This is a genomic window from Parvibaculum sp. (assembly GCF_035325945.1).
Taxonomy (GTDB): domain Bacteria; phylum Pseudomonadota; class Alphaproteobacteria; order Parvibaculales; family Parvibaculaceae; genus Parvibaculum.
Genome location: NZ_DAOKYX010000001.1, coordinates 56187 through 76969, shown reverse-complemented (window position 1 = coordinate 76969; position 20783 = coordinate 56187). Strand labels below are relative to the sequence as shown.

Annotated in this window: 16 protein-coding genes, 3 tRNA genes and 1 riboswitch; of the genes, 7 read left to right on the top strand and 12 right to left on the bottom strand. The window is 63.7% G+C overall.

Features of this window, described 5'->3' with window-relative positions; all coding sequences use genetic code 11:
• Nucleotides 1–30 precede the first annotated feature (30 nt).
• Nucleotides 31–1608, top strand: a complete 1578-nt coding sequence (gene serA, locus PKA57_RS00365; RefSeq protein ID WP_324296931.1) for a phosphoglycerate dehydrogenase — start codon at nt 31–33, stop codon at nt 1606–1608.
• 75 nt (nt 1609–1683) lie between these two features.
• On the opposite strand, the gene PKA57_RS00360 is transcribed toward serA, so the two are convergent.
• On the bottom strand, nt 1684–2601 hold the full coding sequence (locus tag PKA57_RS00360) for a pirin family protein (protein WP_324296930.1): 918 nt from the start codon (nt 2599–2601) through the stop codon (nt 1684–1686).
• A 230-nt stretch (nt 2602–2831) separates the two neighbouring features.
• On the opposite strand from PKA57_RS00360, the gene PKA57_RS00355 reads away from it, so the two are divergent.
• On the top strand, nt 2832–4124 hold the full coding sequence (locus PKA57_RS00355) for an adenylosuccinate synthase (RefSeq protein ID WP_324296929.1): 1293 nt from the start codon (nt 2832–2834) through the stop codon (nt 4122–4124).
• Nucleotides 4125–4171: 47 nt separating this feature from the next.
• Here PKA57_RS00355 and PKA57_RS00350 read toward each other — a convergent pair whose 3' ends face one another.
• Both PKA57_RS00350 and PKA57_RS00345 read right to left on the bottom strand, forming a co-directional pair.
• Nucleotides 4172–4570, bottom strand: a complete 399-nt coding sequence (locus PKA57_RS00350; protein WP_324296928.1) for an MAPEG family protein — start codon at nt 4568–4570, stop codon at nt 4172–4174.
• Nucleotides 4571–4678: 108 nt separating this feature from the next.
• Complete coding sequence (locus tag PKA57_RS00345) at nt 4679–5743, bottom strand: nitronate monooxygenase (protein WP_324296927.1); 1065 nt, start codon at nt 5741–5743, stop codon at nt 4679–4681.
• A gap of 63 nt (nt 5744–5806) precedes the next feature.
• Nucleotides 5807–5928, top strand: a riboswitch (TPP riboswitch).
• Between the two features lie 44 nt (nt 5929–5972).
• Between PKA57_RS00345 and thiC the strand changes: the two genes are divergently transcribed.
• Nucleotides 5973–7841 carry a phosphomethylpyrimidine synthase ThiC gene (thiC, locus tag PKA57_RS00340; protein ID WP_324296926.1) on the top strand — a complete coding sequence of 623 codons (1869 nt, stop codon included), beginning with the start codon at nt 5973–5975 and terminating at the stop codon, nt 7839–7841.
• 103 nt (nt 7842–7944) lie between these two features.
• On the opposite strand, the gene hisN is transcribed toward thiC, so the two are convergent.
• The 8 genes from hisN to PKA57_RS00300 form a co-directional block, all read right to left on the bottom strand.
• Nucleotides 7945–8748, bottom strand: a complete 804-nt coding sequence (gene hisN / locus PKA57_RS00335; RefSeq protein WP_324296925.1) for a histidinol-phosphatase — start codon at nt 8746–8748, stop codon at nt 7945–7947.
• A gap of 50 nt (nt 8749–8798) precedes the next feature.
• On the bottom strand, nt 8799–9803 hold the full coding sequence (locus PKA57_RS00330) for an amidohydrolase family protein (protein ID WP_324296924.1): 1005 nt from the start codon (nt 9801–9803) through the stop codon (nt 8799–8801).
• Between the two features lie 70 nt (nt 9804–9873).
• Nucleotides 9874–11721: a translational GTPase TypA gene (gene typA / locus PKA57_RS00325; protein WP_324296923.1), complete on the bottom strand. Its 1848-nt coding sequence runs from the start codon at nt 11719–11721 to the stop codon at nt 9874–9876.
• 156 nt (nt 11722–11877) lie between these two features.
• Complete coding sequence (locus tag PKA57_RS00320) at nt 11878–12447, bottom strand: YceI family protein (protein WP_324296922.1); 570 nt, start codon at nt 12445–12447, stop codon at nt 11878–11880.
• 71 nt (nt 12448–12518) lie between these two features.
• Complete coding sequence (locus PKA57_RS00315) at nt 12519–13664, bottom strand: glycosyltransferase family 1 protein (protein WP_324296921.1); 1146 nt, start codon at nt 13662–13664, stop codon at nt 12519–12521.
• Nucleotides 13664–14656, bottom strand: coding sequence for a UDP-2,3-diacylglucosamine diphosphatase (locus PKA57_RS00310; RefSeq protein ID WP_324296920.1), 993 nt, complete (start codon nt 14654–14656; stop codon nt 13664–13666). The genes PKA57_RS00315 and PKA57_RS00310 overlap by 1 nt, the downstream gene beginning before the upstream one ends.
• Nucleotides 14657–14851: 195 nt before the next feature.
• Nucleotides 14852–15760, bottom strand: a complete 909-nt coding sequence (locus PKA57_RS00305) for a transglycosylase SLT domain-containing protein (protein ID WP_324296919.1) — start codon at nt 15758–15760, stop codon at nt 14852–14854.
• Nucleotides 15761–16241: 481 nt separating this feature from the next.
• Nucleotides 16242–17228, bottom strand: coding sequence for an N-formylglutamate amidohydrolase (locus PKA57_RS00300; RefSeq protein WP_324296918.1), 987 nt, complete (start codon nt 17226–17228; stop codon nt 16242–16244).
• 242 nt (nt 17229–17470) lie between these two features.
• Here PKA57_RS00300 and PKA57_RS00295 point away from each other — a divergent pair, with 242 nt between their 5' ends.
• From PKA57_RS00295 to corA, 3 genes are all read left to right on the top strand, one after another.
• The gene (locus PKA57_RS00295) at nt 17471–17830 is read left to right on the top strand and encodes a cell cycle two-component system response regulator CpdR (protein ID WP_324296917.1); all 360 of its coding nucleotides are present in this window, start codon (nt 17471–17473) and stop codon (nt 17828–17830) included.
• Between the two features lie 241 nt (nt 17831–18071).
• A tRNA-Val gene (locus tag PKA57_RS00290) sits at nt 18072–18146 on the top strand.
• Nucleotides 18147–18286: 140 nt separating this feature from the next.
• Nucleotides 18287–19291 carry a magnesium/cobalt transporter CorA gene (corA, locus tag PKA57_RS00285; protein ID WP_324296916.1) on the top strand — a complete coding sequence of 335 codons (1005 nt, stop codon included), beginning with the start codon at nt 18287–18289 and terminating at the stop codon, nt 19289–19291.
• Nucleotides 19292–19367: 76 nt separating this feature from the next.
• Here corA and PKA57_RS00280 read toward each other — a convergent pair.
• Nucleotides 19368–19444 (bottom strand) — tRNA-Pro (locus PKA57_RS00280).
• 156 nt (nt 19445–19600) lie between these two features.
• Here PKA57_RS00280 and PKA57_RS00275 point away from each other — a divergent pair.
• Nucleotides 19601–19675, top strand: a tRNA-Gln gene (locus PKA57_RS00275).
• The last annotated feature ends 1108 nt before the right edge of the window (nt 19676–20783 follow it).

The window sequence follows — 20783 nt, the reverse complement described above, 5'->3', positions numbered from 1 at the left end:
CATGACGAGCCAAAACAGACGGAGGCTTTGATGCCCAAGGTTCTGATTTCCGACAAACTGTCGCCTGCCGCCGTGAAGATCTTCCAGGATCGCGGCATCGAGGTCGATGTGAAGACCGGCCTCGATCGCGATGAACTCATGAAGATCATCGGCGATTATGACGGTCTCGCCATTCGCTCTAACACCAAGGTCACGCCCCCCGTGATAGCGGCGGCGGCGAATCTCAAGGTCATCGGCCGCGCAGGCATCGGCGTCGACAATGTCGATCTTCCGGCTGCGACCGCGAAGGGCATCATCGTGATGAACACGCCCTTCGGCAATTCGATCACCACGGCCGAGCACGCCATTGCCATGATGTTCGCGCTGGCGCGCGACATTCCGCAGGCGAACGAATCGACTCACGCGGGCAAGTGGGAAAAGTCGAAATTCATGGGCGTCGAGCTGACGGCGAAGACGCTCGGCATCATCGGCTGCGGCAATATCGGTTCGATCGTCGCCGACCGCGCCCTCGGCCTCAAGATGAAAGTCATCGCCTTCGATCCGTTCCTGACGCAGGAGCGCGCTGCCGATCTTGGCGTGGAGAAGGTCGATCTCGACGAGCTGCTGAAGCGTTCCGACTTCATCACGCTGCACACGCCGCTGACGGACAAGACGCGCAACATCCTCAACAAGGACAGCCTTGCCAAGACGAAGAAGGGCGTTCGCATCATCAACTGCGCACGCGGCGGACTTGTCGTCGAGGCCGATCTCAAGGCCGCGATCGAAGCGGGCCATGTCGCAGGCGCGGCGCTTGACGTCTTCGAGGAAGAGCCTGCCAAGACGAACATCCTCTTCGGCATGGAGCAGATCGTCGCGACGCCTCATCTCGGCGCCTCGACCAATGAAGCGCAGGAAAATGTGGCGCTTCAGGTCGCCGAGCAGATGGCCGACTATCTGCTCTCCGGCGCGATTACCAATTCGGTCAACGTGCCGTCGATCTCGGCGGAAGAAGCGCCGAAGCTCACGCCCTTCGTGGAGCTTGCGCAGCTTCTCGGCTCCTTCGCGGGCCAGCTCACCGAGACGGGCATCCATGAGGTGACGATCGAATATGAAGGCACCGTCGCCGGGATGAACACCCGCGTTCTCACCAATGCAGCGCTGACCGGCCTTCTCAAGCCGCAGCTCGCCGATGTGAACACGGTCTCCGCGCCCGTCATTGCCAAGGAGCGCGGCATTCAGGTCTCCGAGGTGAAGCGCGAGCAGCGCGGCGCCTATGAAACCTATATCCGCCTGACCGTGAAGACGGATCGTCAGGAGCGCTCGGTCGCGGGCACGGTCTTCTCCGATGGCCGTCCGCGTCTCATCCAGATCAAGGGCGTCAACATGGATGCCGCTCTCGGCGCGCACATGATCTATGTGACGAACCAGGACAAGCCGGGCTTCATCGGCGCTCTGGGCTCGATCCTCGGCAAGTCGAATATCAATATCGCCAACTTCAATCTCGGCCGACAGGAAACGGGCGGCGCTGCCATCTGTCTCGTCGAGGTCGACGGCCCGGTGCCCGCCGAGGTGCTGAACGAAATCCAGGCGCTGCCGCATGTGGTGCAGGTCAAGGCGCTGAGCTTCTGATTTCGTCCGGCTTGCGCCGGTCCGATCAGATTTCGATGCATGAAAACGAAACGGCGTCCCGCCAGGGGCGCCGTTTCAGCTTTCGGGCAGCGGAATGAATTCCGTTTCGCCGATGACCTTCTCGAAGCGGCCGTTCTTCCAGTCCTCTTTCGCCTGCTCGATGCGCTCTTTGCGCGAGGAGACGAAATTCCACCAGATGTGACGCGGGCCTTCGAGCGGCGCGCCGCCGAGAAACATGAGCCGGGCCCCGCGCGTCGCCTTGATGGTGATGCGCTCGCCGGGCTTGAAGACGAGTAGCCGCGGCGCCTCGAAGCGTTCGCCCGCGATTTCGACCTCGCCCTCGGCAATGTAGGCCGCGCGTTCCTCGTAATCGGGATCGAGCGGCGCGCTGGCACCCGCGGCAAGCTCGGCATCGGCATAGAACCAGTCGGAAAAAGTGGCGACGGGCGACGCGGCTCCGAAGGCGTGCCCTGCGATCACCCGCGCGCGCACGCCGCCATCCTCGATGACAGGCAGGCTCCCGGCGCTGAAATGCTGGAAGCTCGGTGCCGTTTCTTCGTGCTTCTCGGGGAGTGCGACCCAGCTCTGAATGCCGAAGAGGCGCTGCCCCTCGCGCCTTTGCAGGTCGGGCGAGCGTTCCGAATGGGCGATGCCGCGCCCCGCCGTCATCAGGTTCATGGCGCCGGGAAGAATCTCCTGCACATTGCCCTTGCTGTCGCGATGGAGGATCGCTCCCTCGAAGAGATAGGTGACGGTCGCGAGTCCGATATGCGGGTGCGGCCGTACATCCATACCGGTGCCCGGTGTCATCTCGGCCGGGCCCATCTGATCGAGAAAGACGAAAGGTCCCACCATGCGGCGCTTCACATAGGGAAGGGCGCGGCGGACGGCCAGCGCCCCGACATCGCGCATGCGTGGCACGACGACCATTTCGAGCGCGTCGCAGGACTTTCTGTCGCCGGGCTCGGGTTCACTCGAGGGTAGCCAGCTCATGATCATCCTCCCTTGTCCAGCTCGGAGAGAAACAAGAATAGGCAATCGCCGGCGGCGGCGAAACCGGCGCCGAAGCCTCGCGCAACGGACGCGACGGGCGGAATTCTTCCTAAAGCGCTTTCCTTCGGGGTCCCCCTCGGCTACAACCTCTCAAAGCCCCCCGCCGAAAGGCCCGGGGGCTTTTGGCTTGTTCAGACGCCTTGCGTTCATCTCCTAAGGTATTGATCGATATGGCAAATGTGGTTGTTGTCGGCTCCCAGTGGGGCGACGAGGGCAAAGGCAAGATCGTGGACTGGCTCTCCGAGCGCGCCGATGTGGTGGTGCGCTTTCAGGGCGGGCACAATGCCGGCCATACGCTCGTCATCGACGGCAAGACCTATAAGCTCTCGCTCCTGCCTTCGGGCGTCGTCCGGCCGGGCAAGCTCTCGGTCATCGGCAATGGCGTCGTGGTCGATCCCTGGGCGCTCTGCGACGAGATCGCCCGCCTGCGCGAGCAGGGCGTGGAAGTGAGCCCCGACAATCTCCGCATCGCCGAAAACGCGGTGCTCATTCTGCCGCTTCACCGCGAACTCGATGAAATCCGCGAGACGTCGAATACGGGCACGCGCATCGGCACGACGAAGCGCGGCATCGGCCCGGCCTATGAGGACAAGGTCGGCCGCCGCGCTCTGCGCGTGATGGATCTCGTCGATCTCGACGCGCTCGAGGACAAGGTGGAAAAGCTCCTCGCGCATCACAACGCGCTGCGGAAGGGTCTCGGCAAGGACCTCATCGACTGCAAGGCGCTCACCGCGCAGCTCAAGGATGTGGCGCCGAAAATCCTGCCCTACATGGATACTGTCTGGCGCCTGCTCGACGGGATACGCCGCCGCGGCAATCGCATTCTCTTCGAGGGCGCGCAGGGCACGCTGCTCGACATCGACCACGGCACCTATCCTTATGTGACGTCATCGAACACGGTCTCGGCGCAGGCCGCGACTGGCGCGGGCATCGGCCCGTCCTCGATCCACACCGTGCTCGGCATCACCAAGGCCTATACGACGCGCGTGGGCGAGGGGCCTTTCCCGTCCGAGCTTCATGACGAGATCGGCCAGCGGCTGGGCGAGCGCGGCCGCGAGTTCGGTACCGTGACGGGGCGCAAGCGCCGCTGCGGCTGGTTCGATGCGGTGCTTGTGCGCCAGGCGATCAAGACGAGCGGCATCACCGATATCGCGCTGACGAAGCTCGACGTGCTCGATGGCTTCGACGAGGTGAAGATCTGCGTCGCCTACAAGCTCGACGGCAAGGAGATCGACTATCTGCCCGCTTCGGCGGCGCTGCAGGCCCGCGTCGAGCCGGTCTATGAGACGCTCGAGGGCTGGAAGGAAACGACCTTCGGCGCGCGGAGCTGGGGTGCGCTTCCCGCGCAGGCAATCAAATATGTCCGCCATGTCGAGGAGCTGATCGAGGCGCCGGTGACGCTGCTCTCGACCTCGCCCGAGCGCGACGACACGATCCTGATGAAGGATCCGTTCGCGGATTGAGGAACGGGCAGGCGGGCGCCTCGCAAGGAAGCGCCCGTCCGCCGGTTTCAGCCGGTGATCAGCGCGTAATAGATCAGCACCGTGCCGATGACGCCCGCGAAATAGGCGAGCGTCCTAATTGCGAGGAACGTCCAACCGCCCAGATAGACGACGGCGTGGATGATCCGTGCAATGAGGAAAATCTGCGCGCCGAGCACGGTAAGCCCCGTATGCGTGCCCGCGATATGCGCAGGTATGACGGCGGCGCCGAACACGACCAGATTTTCCATCAGGTTCAGATAGGCGCGGCGTGCGCGTCCGGCCCATCCCTCTCCCTTGGCGGGCACTTCGCGATTGCCGATGCCCCATTCCTGGCCCATCGCATTGACGTTGCCCACGGCCGACGCAAGGATCAGCACGAGAAGCAGCAGGCCACTCCAGACCAGCGCCCAAAGTTCGATCGTCATTGCCTCTTTCTCCCCTGACTTGCGGGCAGCCCGAATCGGCCGCCCTCGGCAAGGTTAGTGCGGAGCCGCCTTGCCGCGCCAGTGGAGTAGGGCGTATCCGGAGGGATTTCAGCGCCCGAGAAGCTCTCTCGCGCCCTGCATGAGCCGGGCGACCTTTTCGCCCGCAGGCTCGGGCGGCGACAGCCTTGCCGCCTGACCGGACCAGAGAGACAGGAATTCCGGCTTGTTCTCCCGCGCGCTGGCGGCAGCGAGCGGGGCCGCCATTCCGCGCTGGGTGGGGAAGGGGGCGGTGCGACTCTCGAAGGCGGCCAGTTCCTCCGTCATGCGGTTGCGGATGGCGCGGGCGGGGCGTCCCGAAAAGAGCTTTGTCACGGTCGTCGCGTCATCGGCTGTTTCGGCGAGCGCCTTGCGGTGAACGGGGTGAACCTTCGCCTCCGGGCAGACGAGAAAGGCCGTGCCGAGCTGCACGCCGGACGCGCCGAGCATGAAGGCGGCGGCGATGCCGCGCGCATCCGCTATGCCGCCCGCCGCGATCACCGGCACCTTCACCGCATCGACCACTTGCGGCACGAGCGCCATGGTGCCGACCGTGCCGCGATCGAGGCCGCCGAGGAAAGTGCCGCGATGGCCGCCCGCCTCGTGCCCCTGCGCGATGATCGCGTCGGCGCCTCCGGCCTCGAGAGCGCGCGCCTCCGCCACGGTCGTCGCGCAGCCGATGACCTTTATGCCGGCCGCATGGAGCTTCGCCATGGCGTCGCCGCGCGGAAGACCGAAATGGAAGCTGACGACGCGCGGCGCGATTTCGAGGAGCAGGGCGAGCTGTTCGTCGCTGAAGGCGGGCGCGGGCGATGCGGGTTCCGGCACGGCGCCAAGGCCGAACTCGCTGTAAAGCGGCGCGAGCGCCTGCTGCATCGGCCTGGCGTCGTAGCTCGCGAGATTGGGCTCCTCATGCACGAAGAAATTGAGATTGAACGGCTTGTTCGTGAGCTTACGGAGCTGGCCCACCGCGTCGCGCAATTCCTGCGGCTTCATCATCGCCACGCCGAGCGAGCCGAGCCCGCCTGCATTGGCGACCGCGGCGGCGAGTTCGGGCGTCGCGCTGCCCGCCATGGGCGCCTGAATGATCGGCTGGTCGATGCCGAGAAGTTCCGTCAGTCGTTGCTGAGCCTGCATTTTCGATCTCTCCGGCGTGTTTTGCTGTCCCTTTACCTTACTCCTCATAAGGGGCACACTGGCAGACATTCCGAGGGGTGTCCGGGCGAAAGATTGAAATCCGTCCCGGGCTGAGATGGCGAAAGGCCGAACTCTTAGAACCTGATCCGGGTCATGCCGGCGAAGGGACGGGAAAGACCGCACCCACGCTATCCCGGATTTCCGAAACCTCGATTGGACGGAGATCCTCATGAACATTCACGCAAAGCCGAGCGTTACGACTGGCCCCTTGCCCGCTTCGCGCAAGGTCTACACGTCGCCCGCTGCCTTTCCGGAACTCAACGTGCCTTTCCGCGAAATCGCGCTGCATCCGAGCGCGAAGGAGCCGCCGGTTCGCGTCTATGACACGTCGGGTCCCTACACCGATCCCGATGCGGTGATCGATGTCGAGAAGGGGCTGCCGCGCATGCGCGAAGCCTGGATCGAGGCGCGCGGCGGCACGGAGCGTTATGAGGGCCGCGCGCTGAAGCCCGAAGACAATGGCAATGTGAGCGATACGCATCTCGCGCGGAGTTTTCCGATCGCGCATGCGCCGCGCCGCGGGTTTGCGGGCCAGCCGCTGACGCAACTCGAATATGCGCGCGCTGGTATCGTGACGGCGGAGATGGCCTATATCGCGGAGCGCGAGAATATGGGCCGCAAGCAGGCACTGGAGAGCGCCGCGCACAGGATCGCCGAGGGCGAGAGCTTCGGTGCCGATATTCCCGAATTCATCACGCCGGAATTCGTGCGCCGCGAGGTTGCCGAGGGGCGCGCCATCATTCCGGCGAATATCAACCACCCGGAAATCGAGCCGATGATCATCGGCCGCAACTTCCTTGTGAAGATCAACGCCAATATCGGCAATTCGGCCATTGCCTCTTCCGTCGCGGAAGAGGTGGACAAGATGGTGTGGGCGATCCGCTGGGGCGCCGACACGGTGATGGACCTTTCGACGGGACGCAACATTCACAACACGCGCGAATGGATCATCCGCAATTCGCCCGTGCCCATCGGCACGGTGCCGATCTATCAGGCGCTCGAAAAGGTCGATGGCATCGCTGAAAATCTGACCTGGGAGGTCTTCCGCGACACGCTCATCGAACAGGCCGAGCAGGGCGTCGATTACTTCACCATCCATGCGGGCGTGCGGCTCGCCTATGTGCCGCTCACCGCGAAGCGCGTCACCGGCATCGTCTCGCGCGGCGGTTCGATCATGGCGAAGTGGTGCCTCGCGCATCACAAGGAAAGCTTCCTCTACGAGCACTTCGAGGAAATCTGCGATATCATGCGCGCCTATGACGTTTCCTTCTCGCTTGGCGACGGATTGCGCCCGGGCTCGATCGCGGATGCGAATGACGAGGCGCAGTTCGCGGAGCTCGAAACGCTGGGCGAGCTGACGCAGATCGCCTGGAAGAAGGGCTGTCAGGTGATGATCGAAGGGCCGGGTCACGTGCCGATGCACAAGATCAAGGTCAATATGGACAAGCAGCTCAAGCATTGCGGCGGCGCGCCTTTCTATACGCTCGGGCCGCTGACGACCGACATCGCGCCGGGCTACGACCACATCACGAGCGGTATCGGCGCGGCGATGATCGGCTGGTTCGGCTGCGCCATGCTTTGCTATGTGACGCCGAAAGAGCATCTGGGGTTGCCGAACCGCGCCGACGTCAAGGAAGGCGTCATCACCTACAAGATCGCGGCGCATGCGGCCGATCTCGCCAAGGGGCATCCGGCGGCGCAGCTTCGGGACGATGCGCTTTCCCGCGCGCGTTTCGAGTTCCGCTGGGAGGACCAGTTCAATCTCGCGCTCGACCCCGAGCGCGCGCGCGACTTCCATGACCAGACGCTCCCCAAGGACGCGCACAAGACGGCGCATTTCTGCTCCATGTGCGGGCCGAAATTCTGTTCGATGAAGATCACGCAGGATGTGCGCGACTATGCCGAAAGCGGCATGGCCGAAATGTCGGACAAGTTCCGCAATTCGGGCGGCGAGATCTATGTCGAGGAGGAAGTCGCAGCCGTGAAGGAGGCGAACCGTGCGCTTGGTGGCGCGCGGCGGGAGAACCCGATCCCCTGAAGGTGTGTGGATGGCCCGGCTCGTCCGGGCCATGTCGGGGAGATCAGACGCCTGCCACCGCAATCGTCATCCCGGGCTTGTCCCGGGATCCAGGGCCGTACGCTCAGGCAGCCTTCGACAGGATCTCGAGCGCGGCGGCGTGAAGCTCCGGCGTTGCCGCCGCCACGACCGAGCCGCCCATTTGCGGATCGTCGCCCGTCCATGTGGTGACGATGCCGCCCGCGTGCTCGATGACGGGCATCAGCGCCTGAATGTCATAAGGCTGGAGGCTTGCCTCGATCACGAGGTCGATGCAGCCCGCCGCGAGCAGGCAATAGAAATAGCAGTCGCCGCCGAAGCGCCGCAGGCGCACGCGCGAACTGATCTCGCGGAAAGCCGCGCGCGCGCGCTCTTCCTTGAACATGCCGGGATCGGTATTGCCGAGCAGCGCGTCCTCGAGCTTCGTGCACTGGCTCGTGCGGAGAATGCGCCGGCCATGCTTGCCGATGAGTTCCGAGCCGCCGGGACGGCCGAGAAAGCGCTCGCCGATATAGGGCTGGTCCATGAGGCCGATGACGGGGCGCGTGCCGTCATTGAGCGCGATGAGCGTGCCCCAGAGAGGAACGCCGCTGATGAAGGAGCGCGTACCGTCGATGGGGTCGATGACCCATGTGAGCGGGCTCTCGCCTTCTTCCCGTCCGTGTTCCTCGCCGAAAATCCCGTGGGAAGGATAGTGGCTCTTGATCAGTTCACGGATCGCCGCTTCCGCGTCGCGGTCGGCGGCGGTGACGGGATCGAACGTGTATTCGCCCCGCTTGTTGTCCACGGCAAGGCCCGAGCGGAAATGCGGCAGCGTGACCGCGCTCGCGGCATCGGCGAGCCGCAGGGCGAAAGTCGAGAGTTCGTCGATATCCTTGGGCGAAAGCATGTCCGGGCCTCATGGTGGAACGAGCCCGCATAATGGGGCCCGCCCGATGGCTAGTCCAGCCGGTAGACGCGCTTCGCCGTATCGTGGAAGAGCGCTGCTTTTTCATCGGCGCTCGCACCCTTCGCCATCTTCTTGAAGGCGTTCCAGACCACCGCATAGGAGCAGGAGAGCTTGTCCACCGGGAAGTTGCTCTCGAACATGCAGCGCTCGGGGCCGAAGGCGTCGATCGCATGCAGGTAGTAATCCTGCGTTGCGGCCACGAGTTCGTCCGAGGTCGGCGGCAGCGCGCGCTTGTGCCAGCCGAAGCCGTTGACCGCCATGTTGATGCCGCCGAGCTTCGCCACCACATTCGGACATTCGGAAAGCTCGACCACATCCTTCATCCACTGCGCGAAAATCTCCTCGCGCCTGCCTTCATAAGGACCGATGCCGATGGGGCCGCCGAAATGGTCGAAGATGATCGTGACCTCGGGATGGGCGCGGGCGAGTGCCGTGAGTTCCGGGATCTGATGGTGATAAAGCCAGGCATCGAAAGTGAGATTGAACTTCGCAAGGCGCGCGAAGCCTTCGCGGAATTTCGGCAGACCGAAAAGCCCCTTCGGCGGATTGGTGTGCGTCGGCCGAACCTCGGGACTGTCGTCATAGGCATTGGCATGCCGGATGCCGCGGAAGCGCTGGGGCGCGGCCGCGATATGCGCCTCGAGCACCTCGTCCACCGCCTCGTCGAGCAGCAGGTTGGCAAAGCCGACAATGCCCTTGCAGGCGCGCATCTCGCCATAGATGCCGCTCGCGGACTGGGCGGCGATGCCGTTCACGAATTCGGTTTCGCCGACGGGCCGCAGATGTTCCGGCCCTTCGGCGCGATACATGGACTTGCATTCGACGAAGACGGTCGCGCGGATATTGTGGCCCGAGCCCGTATCCGCATTGAGCTCGTCGAGCATGTAGCGGCTTTCGGGATAGTCCCAGAGATGGTGGTGCGGGTCGATGATCGGCAGATCGGGCTCGACGATCTCCTCGCGCACCTTGCCGAGCCATTCCTCATTCGTTGCCATGTTTGTCTCCCTCCGGATTCGTTTCCGAGAGAGTGGCATCCGGAAGGGAAGGGGGCAACGCCCGGCGCGATCAGCCGGCCTTTGCGTATTTCTTGCGGTCGTTCGGGTCGAGCCAGCGCTTGCGCAGGCGGATCGACTTCGGCGTCACCTCGACAAGCTCGTCCGGCTCGATATAGGCGATGGCCTGTTCGAGCGTCAGCGGCCGGGGCGGCGTGAGCCGCACGGCCTCGTCCTTCGAGGTGGTGCGGATATTGGTGAGCTGCTTGGCCTTGAGCGGGTTCACGTCGAGATCGTCGGGGCGCGCGTTCTCGCCGATGATCATGCCGCGATAGACCTTCGTGCCCGGCGTGATGAAGAGCGAGCCGCGCTCCTCGATGTACCAGAGCGCATAGGCGACCGCCTCGCCATCGCCGGTGGAGATGAGAACGCCATTGCGCCGTCCCTCGACCTCGCCGCGATAGGGCTCGTAAGCCTTGAAGATGCGGTTCATCACGCCCGTACCGCGCGTGTCGGTAAGAAATTCGCCGTGATAGCCGATGAGGCCGCGCGACGGGCAATGGAAGATGATGCGCGTCTTGCCCGCGCCCGTCGGCCGCATGTCGACAAGTTCGCCCTTGCGCTGCGAGACCTTTTCGATGACGACGCCGGTGAATTCGTCATCGACATCCACCGTCACTTCCTCGACGGGTTCGAGGCGCTCGCCATCCGCGCCCTCGCGATAGAGCACGCGCGGACGCGAGATGCCGAGCTCGAAGCCTTCGCGGCGCATCTGTTCGACGAGCACGCCAAGCTGCAATTCGCCGCGGCCCGCGACCTCGAAGGCGTCGCCGCCTTCCGTGTCGGACACGCGGATGGCGACGTTCGATTCCGCCTCGCGCCAGAGCCGCTCGCGAATGACGCGCGACTGCACCTTCGTGCCTTCGCGGCCTGCAAGCGGGCTGTCATTGATCGAGACGGTGACGGAGAGCGTCGGCGGGTCGATCGGCAGCGCCTCCAGCGGCTCGGCGACGAGCGGGTCGCAGATCGTGTCGGCCACCGTGCCTTCCTCGAGGCCCGCAACGGAGATGATGTCGCCGGCGCGCGCCTCATCGACAGGCACGCGCTGGATGCCGCGGAAGGCGAGCACGCGGCTGATGCGTCCGCGCTCGACGACGCCCGCATCCTTGCGGAGAACCTGCACGGCCATGTTCGTTCTGGCGACGCCCTTCTCGATCTTGCCGGTGAGAATGCGGCCCAGATAGGGGTCGCTTTCGATCGTCGTCACCAGCAGGGCGAAGGGCTCGTCCGCCGAGCCGTCCTCGAGCGCCTCCGGCGGCGGAAAATGCGAGATGATCTTTTTGAAGAGCGGCTTCAGCCCGTGCTCCCTGGCGTCGGGCGCGGAGAGGTCTTCCGTGGCCCAGCCCTGGCGGGCGGAAGCGAAGATGCAAGGGAAGTCGAGCTGTTCGTCGGTGGCGCCAAGGGCGGCGAAAAGATCGAACGCTTCGACATGCACTTCGTCGGGCCGCGCGTCGGAGCGGTCGACCTTGTTGATGAGCACGATGGGCTTCAGCCCCAGCGCCAGAGCCTTCGAGGTCACGAACTTGGTCTGCGGCAGCGGTCCCTCGGCGGCGTCGACGAGCAGGACGACGCCATCGACCATGGAGAGGATGCGCTCCACCTCGCCGCCGAAATCGGCGTGGCCAGGCGTGTCGATGATGTTGATGCGGGTGTGAACCCCTTCATCGTCGACCCAGTCGACGCTGGTCGGCTTCGCCAGAATGGTAATTCCGCGCTCGCGTTCCAGGTCGCCCGAATCCATCACCCGTTCGGCAACCTGCTGGTTTTCCCGAAATGTGCCGGATTGGCGAAGAAGCTGGTCAACGAGTGTCGTCTTCCCATGATCGACATGGGCGATGATCGCGATATTACGAAGTGACATGGGTACCGCCGGGGCCTTGGGAGGCCCGGCCGCGCGGGAGGATCGCGCGCGGGAGCCACCAAATCTGGGCCGCCTTATATCGCGGCAAGGGGGTTTTCCACAAGTCCGGGAAGGGGCACCGGCCCGGGGGAGGGGCCCGCCGGGCCGGCAATGGCCTTATTTGCGAATGAATTCGCTCGAAATGGCGATCGTGACCTCGTCCCCGATCATCGGCAGATAGGTCTTGATGCCGAAATCGGAGCGCTTGAGCTTCCCGAGGGCCGAGAAGCCCGCGACATAGCGGCCCTTCTTCGTCGGGCTCTCGCCGGCCTTGTTGAGCTTGACGACGAGGCCCACCGGCTTCGTCACCCCGTGGAGCGTGAGATCGCCGGTGACATTGGCGGTGTCCTTGCCGGTCAGTTCCACCTTGGTCGATTTGAACGTCATGGTGGGGAAGGTTTTGACGTCGAAGAAATCCGCTCCTTTCAGGTGCTCGTCGCGCGCTTCGCTGGCGGTGTCGATGCTCGCCACGTCGATGGTCACATCGACCCTGCTCGTCTCGGGCTTTGCCTCATCGAGCGTGAGCGAGCCGGAAACATTCTTGAAGACGCCATAGGTTTCCGAAAAGCCCATATGGCTGATCTGGAAGCCGACATGAGTATGGGACGCATCGATCTCATACTCATCGGCGTGCGCGGGCATGGAAAGCGCGATGACAGCAAGAAATGCGAGGGCGAGATGTTTCATGAAGGGATGCCTCCTGGAAGCTGCGGAAGAAGGATTTGAGGCCAGTTTCCGCCCCGGCACAAGCGGAGGGATCAGGCGGGGCCGTGCAGCGCAGGCTCCAGCGCGAGATTGACGAGGAATTGGCGCATGCAGGCATCCCACGAAAACCCGAGCGCGTAGTCGCGACATGCCTCGCGCGGAATTTCGATGGCCTTGAGGCAGGCGGCGCGAAGGTCTTCGTCGAGCGCCCCGGTGCCAGCCGCGTCTCGCGTGTTTCCTGCTTCAAAGACATCGAGCGGGCCTTGCACCGGAAAGGCCGCGACCGGCGTGCCGCAGGCGAGAGCCTCGATCATCACAAGGCCGAACGTGTCCGTCCGGCTTGGAAAGACGAGGCAATCGGCGGCCGCATAGCTTTGCGCAAGTTCCTCGCCGAAGAGCGCGCCGGTGAAATGCGAGTCCGGATAGCGCCTGCGGAGATGTTCGAGGCGCGGGCCGTCGCCGACCACCATTTTCGAGCCGGGAAGATCGAGATCCAGGAACGCTTCGATATTTTTTTCCACCGCGACCCGTCCGACATGAAGCCAGACGGGGCGTTCAAGCCCGAGATAATGCCGTCCGAGAAGCTCCGGCTGCGGATGAAAGAGTGCCGTATCGACGCCACGCGACCAGAGCGCCGTTCTGCCGAAACCGCGCGCGGCGAGTTCCGCCTGCAAGGAGGAAGTCGCGACCATCACGGTCGAGGCGCGGCTGTGAAACCAGCGCAGCGCCGCGTAGCTGAGACACTCGGGCAGGCCGATACGCGCATGGAGATATTCCGCAAAGCGCGTGTGAAAGGATGTGGTGAATGGAAGCCCCTGCCGTACGCAATAGGCTCGCGCCGCAAGGCCGAGCGGCCCCTCCGTGGCGATGTGGATGGCATGCGGATCGGCTTCGGCGATCATCCGCGCAAGCCTGCGCCCCGGAAAGAGCGCGAGGCGGATTTCGCGGTAGCCGGGCAGAGGCATGGTTCTGAAGAGGTCGGGCGTGATCGCGATGACCTCATGCCCCATCCGCTCGAGGCTTCGCGTGAGTTCGGCAAGCGTGCGGACGACGCCGTTCACCTGGGGCGGCGCGGCATCCGAAACGATGACGATGCGAAGGCGGGCAGCCTCGCGGCCGAGCGAGCGCGGGCAGGCATGAAAGGGCGGAAGGGGGTGGGCCCGCCGCCATCGCGCCGTCTGTGCGGTCTGGTGCAGCATCAGGCGGCGTTCAGCACATGCCGGCCCTCGCTCTCCGGGGCGTCGGTACTGGCCAGGCCGGCCTCCCAGGAGAAGCGATGCCAGGTGATGATGCTGAGCGTGCCTTCCTCATCCTCCGCAAGCGCAGTGCAGCTTTCCACCCAGTCGCCGTCATTGCAGTAGAGCACGCCATCCATGGCGCGTATCTCGGCGTGGTGGATATGGCCGCAGATGACGCCATCGACGCCACGCTCGCGCGCCGAGCGTGCCACAGCGGTCTCATAGCTCGAAATATATTCGACCGCGTTCTTGACCCTGTGCTTCAGATAGGACGAGAGCGACCAGTAGGGCAGGCCGAACAGGCGGCGGACTTCGTGCAGCCAGTTGTTGAGCGCGAGCGCGGCGCCATAGGCCCGGTCGCCGAGATGGGCGAGCCATTTGGCATATTTGACGACGCTGTCGAACTGGTCGCCGTGAATGACGAGAAATCGCCTGCCATCGGCGGTTTCGTGGATCGCCTCGCCCATGATGTCGGCGCCGCCGAAATTGAGGCCCGTATAGTCGCGCAGCGCCTCGTCGTGATTGCCGGGAATGTAGATGATGGCCGCGCCCTTGCGCGCCTTGCGCAGAAGCTCCTGCACGACCGCATTATGCGCGGCAGTCCAATACCAGGAACGCTTCAACCGCCAGCCATCGATGATGTCGCCGACGAGGTAGATCGTTTCGGCGTCGTTGTGGCGCAGAAAATCGAGAAGAAGATCCGCCTTGCAGCCGGGGGTACCGAGATGGATGTCGGAGAGAAAGAGAGTGCGGTGCTTTCTGCGATGTTTGGGCCGGGGGCCGGTCAGTCTTTCATCGAGCCCGCCCCGGCGCCTCGTGGCATTGCGGTTCTGGTCGCGTTTGCGGGGCGGTCGCTTGTTTCCGGGGTCTGCGGCTGCGGGATGAACGCGGCCTGCCGTCCGGAAGGGCAGGGCCGAGGAGAGGCGTGTCCATCTGGTGTCGCGCAGCATCATGTCCCTGTCGGTTCCGCCAGCTAAACCTTGCTGGCGGTCGCCATATTCCCGGCAGGCATGCAAGATTTCGTGACAATCGAATGACGTTTCGATGACGGATGGAGGCGCTCGGCTATTCCCGGTACGGAGCAAGGCATGACGGCACCGTTTCCCCGCATGTAGGCGGAGCGGCTGGCTGGCGGTGGGGGAGCGTGCTTAGAGCGCGGGACCGTGCGAAGCGTCGGCGAGAATGGTCGGCGTGTCGATGACGCGCGGTGCCGGCCGTGCCGCGGCTGGTGACGAGGCGCCGCCATCCTCCGCGATCGAGAGGCGCAAACCCACCATGGCGACGGCGCCCTCGCGCACGTCACGTGTCTCATCCGAGCTGAGAACTTTCGGTGCCGGGCGCGACGCGGCGGCCATCGCCTGAGCCGGGGCTTGCGAGCCGCCGGGCGCGGGCGCCGCTTCCGTGGTGCCGCGAAGCGACTTCGTCACTTCGGCCGCTTCCTCCTTCAGCATGCGGGTCAGAACGGCGACGCGGTCGCGCTCATTCGCCCAGATGCGGATCACGCGGGCGAAATAGGGTTCGTTCCGCGACGGCGATTCCGAATGATATTGCGCGACGGCCTTGGGCCATGAGCCCGTCTGCTTGTGGAGCCGCTTCAGGAAGCTGGCCGCATAGGCCGCGTTGGTGAGCGGGTCGAAGGCTTCGTTGAGGTTGGCGAAGGCGTCCGGGTGATAGCGCAGATTGACCTGCATGCAGCCGACATCGATGCTGCGGACACCTGAGTTGAGGAGCTGGCGCGTCGCCGCGACGGCCTCCTTCTTCGTGTCGAAATAATAGGACTGGCCTTCCGCGTTGATGGTCCAGGGCCAGGCGCGCGCCTTGCCGCTCTCCCGCTCGTAGCGGCCAGATTCCGCCGTGGCCACCGAGAAGAGCAGGGCGCGGGGGAGCTTTTGCGTCTGCTCGATGGCGATGGCGGCGCGCTCGCAATAGCTCCAGGGGGTTGCGGCCTCCGCTTCGATCTGTGTCTGCAGTCTGGCGGTCCCGGCCAGCGCGGCATCGGGGATGACGAAGGGCGACAGAGCGAGCATCGCCGCGAGCGCCAGCCCGGAGCCGCCCATATGGCGGCCATTCCCGGCGGCGGCTCGTGACCGCGAGCGAAACCCTGTGCGCATCGATTGTGCCCCGTCAGCGCGAGCCTTGGCCCGAAAGGGCGGCGCCTCGCGCATGTGTCCCGAATTCGCCCGGAAGACCTCTTCCGGGCAGCTCATTGTCGGGGCGGGGCGTTAAGGAAGCTTTGATGGCCGGATGACGCAGCGGACCGCGACGTTTTGTTGCGCCGCACATCAGCTCCGCCCCATAGGAAAAAACACGTTTCAAAGTAGTGGTTTAGGGGGGAGTGCGTAGGTCAAATAGCCGCAAGGAAAGCTGACGTTTCCGCTTGTTTGTTGTGCGGCGCAATGTATATTGTGCATTGCGTCATCGGTTGAGACTTTCTCCCGGCGACGCAAGCCCTTCCTGGGCGTTTCCTCCCTAAACTTGGGCCCTGGTTCGCCAGGGCCCCTTTCTTTTGTGCTGTGGGAATAAGAGGGCAGGCGTGGCCTAGAATGCGGCCCCTCTGGCGCTGCTCTCGAGGCTGGCGAGATCGAGCTTGGCGAGATGGGCGGCGAGCGCCGTCATGTCGGCCTTGAGCCGCCCCAGGCCGGCCCCGCGCTCGAGGCGCGCTTCATCCATATAGAGCGCCCGGTTGATCTCGATCTGGAGGGCGTGAAGGCCCCGATGCGGCCGCCCGTAATGCTCGGTGTTGAAGCCCCCGGCATAAGGATTGTTGCGGGCGACACTGTAGCCGAGCTTTCTGAGCTTGTTCTCTACCTCGGACGTCAGCTCGCTGGCGCAGGAGGTTCCATAACGGTCGCCGAGCACGATGTCGGGCCGGTCCGCGCCCCGGTCGTCATCCGCCGGTCCTCCGACCGAGGGCATGGAATGGCAGTCGATTAGGACGGACCAGCCGAAACTCGTGTGTGCCTCCTCCAGAAGCCCGCGCAGAGCCTCATGGAAGGGCATGTAGAGCTGGCGGATGCGCCGTTCCGCTTCCGCATAGGGGAGGGGCCCGCGATAGATTTCGGTCGAATCGGCGACGACCCGCGCGATGGTGCCGAGGCCGCCCGCGACGCGCAGCGAGCGCGTGTTCACATGGGGCGGCAGCGGATCGGCGAACATGCCGGGATCGAGTTCATAGGGCTCGCGATTCGCGTCGAGATAGGCGCGGGGAAAGCGCGCATGGATGAGCGGTGCGCCGAGACCCTTCACGCCGCCGAAGATCTCCTCGACGAAACTGTCCTCCGACCGGCGCAGCGTCACCGGATCGAGATTCGACGCGGTCACGAAGGATCGCGGATAGACGCGGCCGCTGTGAGGCGACGAGAAAACGAAGGGAAAACGGATGCGATCGGGCCGTTCGATGGCGACCGGGTGCGCGAAGAGGTCGTCCTCGTCGCCCGTGGCGCCTGCCTCGTCCTTGTCGTCGATACGCTGTCGGGGAGTGATGGCCATGGAGATCAGATATTCGGAAGGCCTGGGCGATTTCAAGGGTGCCGCCGCAAGGTCGAGCCCTCGCGCCGACATCGCCAAGGCTAGCACGCCCGCGCCGGGTGCGCGAAACACTCCGGCATTTCGGCGGTCTTTGTCCCCAATTCGAGCATGGGATAAGGCCGCCTTTCATGTCCTGTTTACGGGTCCAGACCTAAAGTGAGACATCACCGTCCCGGCGGCAAAACCTTGCCGCATGGGCGCAAAACCGGGCTGCTTAACTGAAGAGATGGGCTTGAGCGATGGCGCGCATTCTGCTCGCGGAAGATGACGAATCCATGCGCAAATTTCTGGCGAAAGCGCTGGAAAATGCGGGGCATGAGGTCGTTTCCTATGGAAATGGCGTCGAGGCCCATAAGAAGCTCGGGAACGACGTCTTCGACATCCTCCTCACCGACATCGTGATGCCGGAAATGGACGGTATCGAGCTTGCCCGCCGCGCGGCGGAGCTCGACCCGACAATGAAGATCATGTTCATCACCGGCTTTGCCGCCGTCGCGCTCAGCCCCGAAAGCGACGCGCCCAAGGATGCGAAGGTCCTCTCGAAGCCCTTCCACCTGCGCGACCTCGTGGCGGAGGTCGAGCGGATGATGGCCGCCTGAGAGTTGGCTTGAGAAGACGTGGATGGCCCGAGCGAACCGGGCCATGACAATCAGCATCGAGGCTTTTCGAGCAGTCTCCTCAAGCGGTCTTTGGGGCGCTTCAGCCCGGCATTTCCGATTGTCTGTCCGGCCCGCGCTTTGCCATCTTGTCTTTGAGGAATAACCTCGATATACGGACTGCCTCTGGCCGGGATCGAGGGGGTCTGCATCCCATGGATTTCCGGCCTTCCGCACTGGCAATGGGCGTGTAGCTCAGCGGGAGAGCACTACGTTGACATCGTAGGGGTCACAGGTTCAATCCCTGTCACGCCCACCATTGCCTCCGACGATCCGGCAGCCGCCGTTTTTCCCCAAATCCGCTCAGAGAAGCGCTGACACATCCGTGGATCGCGCTAGGCTTGTCGTTGTTCCGGCCCCGCATGACCGGGCCCGGGGTTCCGAGGGGGTGTCTTGCCGATGGATTTCGAATCCCTGAAAAACGAATACGGCCTGCCCATGGTCGTCGCCTCCGCGCTTTACAGGAACGGGGCGCGTGTCGCCGATCTGAAGCTCGAAGAGGTGCGGTACGAGGCGGCGCGCGACGGCGCCTTCTTCTGGATCGGCCTGCACGAGCCCTCCGAGGCCGTGCTCGAGCGTGTGCGCAACGAATTCGGGCTGCACCCGCTCGCCATCGAGGATGCGCACAAGGCGCATCAGCGCGCGAAGCTCGATGTATATGACGACGCCATTTTCCTGGTCGTGAGGACGGCGCAGCTTTCGCATCCCGGCATCGTCTATGGCGAGACACATGTCTTTGTCGGCAAGGGCTACGTCATCACCGTGCGCCACGGCCCGTCGAGTTCCTATGGCGAGGTGCGGCGGCGCTGCGAGAGCGATCCGCGCATGCTCAGGCATGGCGAGGACTACATTCTTTATGCGCTGCTCGATTTCGTTGCCGATCATTACTTCCCGGTGATCGATTCGATCGTCGATGAGGTGAGCGAGATCGAGAGCCATATCGTCGATCACTGCTTCACGGGCCAGGAGATCGACCGGCTCTATCAGTTGCGGCGCGAGCTCAATGTGTTTCGTCGCCGCGTGTCGCCCATGCTGGAAGTATGCAGGCGGTTGGAGCGCCTCGAACTGCCCATGATCGATCCCGAAGTGCATCCCTATTACCGCGACGTGCAGGACCACGTCATGCAGGTGAACGAATCGATCGACAGCCTGCGCGACGCGCTGGCCTCGGCCTATGAGGCGGCGATGATGATCTCGGCGGCGCGCCAGAACGAGGTGATGAAGCGGCTTGCGGGCTGGGCGGCGATTCTCGCCTTTCCCACGGCCATTGCCGGCGTCTACGGCATGAACTTCGAGAACATGCCGGAGCTTAAATGGCACTATGGCTACTTCACGGTGCTCAGCACCATCGCGGGCGTGTGCGGCTACCTTTTCTACAGGTTCCGCAAGGCCGGCTGGATATGAGGGCGGGGAAGCGGCGGATTTCCGGGGCCGGAAGGGTCCGGCTTCGGCAACGGCTCCTGGTAAGCCGCTGAAAACTTGGTCGGAGTGAGAGGATTTGAACCTCCGACCCCCTCGTCCCGAACGAGGTGCGCTACCAGGCTGCGCTACACTCCGTATCCAAGCTGCCGCGCGTTATAGCTCCCCCATCTGGCCCTCGCAAGGGGGCAAAAGCCCGCGCCGTCGCGCGGCAGGCCGGTTGCGCCCACCCCCCGATGCGGCTATGTTCCGGCCCGTTTTCGCGGGTCGGCTAGGCACCTCATGGCCCCCTGCTGGGGCGTCGCCAAGTGGTAAGGCAACGGATTTTGATTCCGTCATGCGGAGGTTCGAATCCTCCCGCCCCAGCCAAACAATCCTCACACCCGATTCAGCCGTGCTTGCCTGTGGCAGGCTACGCAATGCCGGGACTGCCACGGGCGCGCGCATAGGCGCTGGAACCGCCATGGCATTCGCCGGTGTTGAAGATCGTAAGGCCGCGTGGGGAATGCTACGCGCCTTGAGGGCGCCCTGATGCACGGTGTCGTGGGCGACGCATCAAGCGCTGCCAATGGCGGCAATTTTGGATCGGGTTTCCTTGCCGCGGGCGTCAGTGAGTTTGCGGGGCCGAACATCCGTCGGGCGTTCGCGATGATTTCGGCGGCAAGCTTCTCGCCCATGCGACTATAGGTGGCATCGCCTCGCGGCTTGGTGGCAGGAAATTCGGGTACGGATCTATTGCCGTCACATTCGGATATCTGTTCAATGAAGGGGCGCATGCGGCGTCCAACGAGGGAGATTGGAAATCGCTTCATGCTTCGCGCGGTGCCAAGGATGAGTATGAGTGCCATGCGCTTGACGTTGCAGGGGGAAACGGAAGCTTTCTCGAGCGAACCGCAGATGCCATTTTAAAAGGGGGCGCTGTGGCTAAGGAACCAATCTTTCCATCGCGTTCTACTCAAGGTTTCATCAATATGGAGATGGAACAAATCCGAGTCCAAATTAAGCGATCCTGTGTGGCGCAATTAGGAAATGCAGGAGGCACGGCCCGGCAACCTGTTTGGCCTTCAGAGCGTGCGATCGATGCATTTCATATTGATATCTTTAGCCAGCATGGTGTGGGTGCGGCGCATTTAGGGGGCAACGTACCGAAATGTATCTGCGACAAGTGTGCTTCATGCGGAAAATGACAAGAATCTTTTGCAGGTACATATTCTGTACAGGGATTATTGTCCTGAGCGGGTGTGATAGTCCCGTTTTATATACAGTGGAAGGACATAATTTCTGCCTGCCAAGAAGAGATCTGGATACTCGTGGCCCTTTCAGCCTCGCCAGATTTTGGACGAAGGTCGTGACGAGGGGGGCAACAATGGCCGATAGCTTTAGTTTTCGGATCCAGATGCCCTTGGATAGGTCAGGTCAGACCAGGGATGCAAAAGGCGGAAACGAGGGTACGGGAGGCGCATACTCACTATTTGGG